At 64.3% G+C, this 5861-nt stretch carries 5 protein-coding genes and 1 pseudogene; all 6 read left to right on the top strand.

What is annotated here, in order from left to right; genetic code table 11:
* A partial coding sequence (locus ABZU72_RS28490; protein ID WP_355022134.1) for a hypothetical protein occupies positions 1-183 on the top strand: 183 nt, incomplete at its 5' end.
* A 242-nt stretch (positions 184-425) separates the two neighbouring features.
* Positions 426-623: pseudogene (locus ABZU72_RS28485) on the top strand (hypothetical protein); the annotation flags it as partial.
* A gap of 86 nt (positions 624-709) precedes the next feature.
* The gene (locus ABZU72_RS28480) at positions 710-2362 is read left to right on the top strand and encodes a DUF3300 domain-containing protein (protein WP_355022133.1); all 1653 of its coding nucleotides are present in this window, start codon (positions 710-712) and stop codon (positions 2360-2362) included.
* Between the two features lie 9 nt (positions 2363-2371).
* The gene (locus tag ABZU72_RS28475; RefSeq protein WP_355022132.1) at positions 2372-3274 is read left to right on the top strand and encodes a DUF2950 domain-containing protein; all 903 of its coding nucleotides are present in this window, start codon (positions 2372-2374) and stop codon (positions 3272-3274) included.
* A gap of 1606 nt (positions 3275-4880) precedes the next feature.
* The gene (locus tag ABZU72_RS28470; RefSeq protein ID WP_265055368.1) at positions 4881-5201 is read left to right on the top strand and encodes a DUF1236 domain-containing protein; all 321 of its coding nucleotides are present in this window, start codon (positions 4881-4883) and stop codon (positions 5199-5201) included.
* A 252-nt stretch (positions 5202-5453) separates the two neighbouring features.
* The coding region (locus tag ABZU72_RS28465) for a hypothetical protein (RefSeq protein WP_355022131.1) at positions 5454-5861 on the top strand (408 nt) is incomplete at its 3' end.

Below are 5861 nucleotides of genomic sequence, written 5' to 3'. Positions count from 1 at the left end.
GCCTTCACCAACAACTGGACGGCCAAGATCGAAGGCCTCTACGTCGATACCGGCGAGGGCCGGCGCGCCCGATCCTTCGACAATGCGGCGGGCGGCGTGCTCCCGGCCGGAACCTATACCGCGGTCAGCAATGGCGGCGGCGGTGCCGGGCTCGTGCGCGTCGGCGTGAACTACAAGTTCTGAGCGGCACGTTGCAGCAAACAGCCCGGCCGATGCGCCGGGCTGTTTTCTCTTCATTCGCCTCCCGAATTGAAGGCCGAACTTCGACGCCAGGCGCTGGGCCACAGGTCGTGACAGGATTAAACTCGAAAGCTGCCGACAGCAGTTCAGACGTTTGTGCTCACGCTAATCAATCAAGTCATCATCCCAGGGCGTTTGCCCATGGCAAGCTCGCCGGCTTTCTCTGAAATCGCACCGACGCGGTCGGCGACCGCAAGTCCAATCTGACGCTGAGCCAGGAGCGGGCCGATGCGGTTTGCGACACTGTGGTCACCACACTCGGCATCGCCCCCGCCGGGATTGTCTCAGTCGGCCTCGGCGAAGGGCAGTTGCAGAACCGGGAGAACCCGGACCCAGCGGCCAACCGGCGCGCCCAGATCGTGAATGTGGGTCGGTTCAGATAGGCTGGCCAAATCGTGATGGATCGGCTTGATTGGATGGACTTGAGCGTGAGGACGGCATGCGACACGGAATGATTGCCCTATCCGCAATGGCGCTGGCGCTGGCTCCAGCCAGCGCCGTTCTCCCCGGCCTCGGCGCCGCATTCGCCCAGCAGGCTGCTCCAGCGCCGCAGGCTGCACAGGCCGCGCCAGCCCAGGCCGCGGACACGGTCTTCACCCGTGCCGAGATCGAGCCGCTGGTGAAGCCGATCGCACTCTACCCCGACCCGCTGCTGGCGCAGTTGCTGCCGGCCTCGGCCTATCCGCTCGACATCGTGCAGGCGGCGCGCTGGTTGGATCGAAACAAGGCGGCTGTCGAGAAGGCCGATTTCACAGCAGCCGACGCCATGACCTGGGATGCCAGCGTGAAGGCGCTGATCCGCTTTCCCGACCTGGTCAAGCAGATGAACGAGAACCTTGATTGGACGAGCGATCTCGGCGACGCCTTTGTCTACCAGCCGACGGATGTAGCGGCCGTCATTCAGGATCTGCGGGCCATGGCGGCAAAGGGCGGTGCCCTGAAATCCACGCCACAGCAGACCGTGGTCCAGAAGACCGAGGGCTCCAGCACGGTCATCTATATCGAGCCGGCGGAACCGGAGGTGATCTATGTTCCAAGTTATGATCCCGGGGTCGTCTACCAGCCGGTCGCTTCCGCCGTCCCGGGCGCGCTCCTGACCTTCGGGACCGCCATCGCCGTGGGCGCCGTGATGTACAACAACCCGTGGAACTGGGGCACCGGGGCGGTCTATCCTCCGCGCTGGCCTGGCTATCCAGGCTACCGGCCCGGCTATCCCGGCGCACCCGGGCGCGGAAACATCAATATTGGCAACGAGATCAATATTGGCGGCGGCAATATTATCGGAAGCGGGAACAACATCGGCAACGGCAACAGCATCGGCAACACCAAGCCGTGGCGGCCCGACCCTGACCGATATCGGCCTGGGCAGGGCTCCAAGCCCGGCCTCGCCCGCCCTGGCGGCCCAGGCCGGCCAGGTGGCCCAGGCGGTGTCGGTGGTCCGGGCGGCCCAGGCGGCATAGGCGGCCCCGGGCCGGCTGGCGGCGTCGGTGGTCCGGGAGGGCCCGGCGGCATTGGTGGCGTCGGCGGGCCAGGCGGCCCGGGCGGGGTTGGCGGCGTCGGTGGTCCGGGAGGTCCAGGCGGTATCGGCAGCGTCGGCGGAGCAGGCGGTCCAGGTGGTGTCGGCGGCCCCGGACCGGCTGGCGGCGTCGGTGGAGTGCTGGGCGGTGCGGCAGCAGGCGCGATCGGCGGTGCGGCGGCTGGCATGATCGGCCAGCGACCGTCCCAGCAACCCGCACGCCCCGATGCGCGACCCGGACAAGATCGCCCCCAGGGCGGGACCGGGCAGGGCCGACCACAGGCCGACACAGGCAGGCCCGCGACGCGACCGTCGGGACCAGAACGGCCCTCGGCACGGCCGCCGACGGCACAGGCGCGACCAGCGGCGCCGCAGGGGGGTGCAAGGCCCCGCCCAACAGCCCCGAGCGCTTTTGACGGCATTGATGCAGGGCGTGGCGCGGCGGCCTATGGCAATCGCGGAGCGTCCAGCCGCGGCCAGATCAGCATGCCGGCAGGCCGCGGCGGTGGCGGCGGGCAGATCGGCGGCGGGGGTCGCGGCGGCGGCGGTCATATCGGCGGTGGTGGCGGCCGCGGGGGCGGCGGCGGTCGCGGCGGACGGCGCTGATTGGGGGACATGATCATGGCACATCACGCTTGGATTTCAGTTCGGGTCTCGCTCACTGTCCTGATGATGGCGGGCCCTGCCGCAGCCCAGCAGAGCTTCCCGTCACCCGATGCGGCGTCCAGTGCACTGATCGAGGCGGCGCGGGCGCGCGAGCCCGCGCCCGGCGTCCTTGATCGCATTTTCGGGTTGGGGGCCCGCGACGTGCTGAGCACCGGCGACGCCACTCTGGACCGCGAGAGACTCGAGCGCTTCAACGAAGCTGCGGCGGAAGCCGTCACGCTGACGCCGCGCGGCGACGCGACGCGGATCCTGACGATCGGCAAACGCAAGTTCGAGTTCCCGATTCCGATCGTCCGGCGCGGCGAGGCCTGGATGTTCGATATCGCAGCCGGGCGGGACGAAATCCTCAACCGCACGATTGGCGCGAATGAACTGCGCGCCATCGAGGCGTGCCAAGCCTATATCGGCGCCCAGCGCGAGTATTTCCGCATGGACCATGATGGCGATCAGGTGCACGAATATGCCCAGAACCTCATCTCGACACCTGGCACGCAGGACGGGTTGTACTGGCCAAGAACCGGGCAGGCTGATGTCAGCCCGCTCGAGGGTGCCTTGAGCGAGGCGCTGCTTAATCAGGAGAACCGGGCGTATGGCGGTTACCTTTTTCGCATCCTGAAGGCACAAGGACCCTGGGCGCCCGGCGGCGCGCATTCCTACGTCATCAACGGCAACATGATCTCTGGCTTCGGCCTCGCGGCCTGGCCGGCCGCGTGGGGCAAGACCGGCGTCATGACCTTCATCTGCGGGCATAATGGCGTCATCCTGCAGAAGAATCTCGGCTCGAAGACCAGCGCCTTGGCGGACCGCCTCCTCCGCTACGACCCCGACAGTAGCTGGGCGCCAGTCGAATAGAAGGGGCGCCCCTGCTCCGGCGCCTCTCGGTGTGCCAGAGGAGGGCGAAATCGCCCTTTCACGGCCGCAGACCGTTCCCGAGAAGACCGTTGCCGGCCGGGGAACAAGGGAAACAGGATGACGAGGAATCACCTCTATGAGGGGGCGACGACACCTACTGACGCAAAACTTGCTCTTTTAGACGTCGACAGCGTGGGGTTGAAGCTCTCGAGGGTGTTGGAGTTCCGCAGCCGCATGACCGGTCGACTGACTTTACGGATGCGTCCCCCCCGGGACGTATGGCGCGGATCAGGCCGTCCCCGAAAATGCAGTGCCTTCGACGGCAACTGCGGGGGCCACTTCGGACGACCCATCTGACGCAAGCGATCTATAGATTGACCACGGAGAGAACCCTGAACCGGCGTGTGCGCGGCCTTCATCAACCGACTTGACCGGCGCGAGCCAGGGCAGCTTTCATCGGCGTGAATGCGCTAAGAGCAGGCTATCATCTATCGCTACGCGAAAGGTGATGTGGCCGATGCAATGGGGAAAGATCAATTTCCGCGCGGCTTGCGGAGCACTGCTCGCCAGATAAAACTCAGAATCCACTTCCCCGTCAGCATCGCCTCGCCGAGGGCCATTCGGAAGAGGTGGCTCGGCGCATCGACGTAAAAAGTTCCGCCCGAGGCCATGATGGGCAGACTTGCCGCGAGAATTACAAGCGCTGCGCTGCCTCGGTAAGACGACCTTTCTGCAGATGAGAAGGTCGGGCCGCGACCCTCTTGGTCTTGGCTGTTCGGCAAAGCCCCTGCGGGATTCCGTTCGTCCATGGCAGACTGTAGGAGACTGCCGTCCGCAAGACACAACCGCGCAAAGTGGGTAGCTCCGACGAGCAGCAGACCCCACCTTTCAACTTCGGCATCGGAAGCCTGACGGGGCTCGGCATTCGAACGGGGGCACATTTAGCGGCGCGGCCCACGTCAATTGGGCCCAGGGTTTCAATCCAAGGGTCAGGCGCACGACTGTTAACGTGAACTGCCCGCTTCCTTCTGGCCGCGGGCTTTTTTTTGTCTCAGATCAATGCGCGGGTGATGCAACTGCCTATATTTTCGGGCGCACCCCACAGCGGAGGAAGGAGCCATGCCATTCTCGTCGCTGAACGACCCCGTCGACCTTGCTCGGGCGCAGGCAGTTTTGAAGGCCGTATGGGACGAAGTCAGGTCGAGCACTCCTGATGCGTTTGAGCAGCGGCAACGGACGCGGTTAGCCTATATCGTGGCTGCGCTTGTGGCCGTCGCGGAAGACGAGGAAGACTTGAGGCGAAAAGTCCTCGTTCTGTACAGGCAATCGGCCGTATGAACCCGGAAGAGAAGTGGAACTATGCACCAGGCGAGCCGGCAATGTCCGATCGGCGCGTAGGACAGGGAAATCAGTAGCGGCCGTTCGCCTGCGCACGACGACGGACATCGGCTCGGAGCTCCAAAGGGGCCGGGCCTCTTGCTTCCGCCGCTAGCAAAGATGCATCGCCGGTCATGGCCAGATTTTGCTTTTTTTAAGTTAGGAACTGAGATGAGGCGCCCACGTTGATGGCCCGTCGCACCAAGGTGCGTAAATCGGAGGAACCATCATGAAACACACGATTCTTGGAATGGTCGCGGCCTCTGCGCTTATCGCCAGCTCGGCCGCCTTTGCCCAGACCAGCACTCAGATCACGATCGGTCAACCCGAGCAGACCCGGATCAAAGAGTACGTGGTCAAGGAGAATGTGAAGCCCGTCATGGTCAAGGAGAAGGTCACGGTCGGCGCGACCCTTCCGGCCGATGTCGAGCTTCGTGCGGCCCCTACCGATTGGGGACCGGACGTCAGCAAATATCGCTACGTTTACACCGACAACCATGTCGTGCTGGTCGAGCCGTCGAGCCGGCGCATCGTTCATATCGTCGAGTGATCGAGATCTTCCGGAGCCGGGTTTCAAACCCGGCTTCAGTCTATCCCCGCCATCGCTGGGACCGCATTTTGCCTGCACCTCAGCAGCGGCGGGGTGTTGTCAGGTTTCCAGGTATAATGATTTCCGGAATTCAAATCAGTCTTTCGGAATAACTTCATAGGAGGCACTAATGAACGGCGTGATTTATATTGTCGGTCTTATTGTTGTAGTACTCGTTGTCCTGTCGTTCCTCGGTCTTCGATAGGAATCGCCATGTCCATATCTGGAACTGACGTTGTCGTTGCCCCTGTAAGCGTCAACAAGGAGAACCGCTCCTATGTGCAGTGGGGGCCGATCCTCGGTGGCGCGGTCATCGCCACCGCCATCTCGACCATCATGACGGTCTTCGGCTCGGCGATCGGGCTGTCGATGGTCTCCGCCGATTTCGAGAGGAGTTCCAGCGCCACCGCACTGGCGATTGCGGGCGGCTTGTGGGCGCTTTTGGTCATGGCCTCAGCCACGATGGCCGGCGGGTATCTCGCAGGCCGCATGCGCCATCCCAGCTTCGATGCCAATGGCGAGGAGTGTAAGGTGCGCGATGCCACCCATGGCCTGCTCGTCTGGGCAACCGGCGCGCTTCTGATCTCCGTGGTCGCAACCTCCTCGCTCTTCGGCGCAGCG

Source organism: Nocardioides sp. NPDC004968 (genome assembly GCF_040608935.1).
In the GTDB taxonomy this organism is placed as follows: Bacteria; Actinomycetota; Actinomycetes; order Propionibacteriales; family Nocardioidaceae; genus Nocardioides.
The sequence above is the reverse complement of the archived record's forward strand: the minus strand, read 5'-3'. Positions and strand labels throughout refer to the sequence as shown.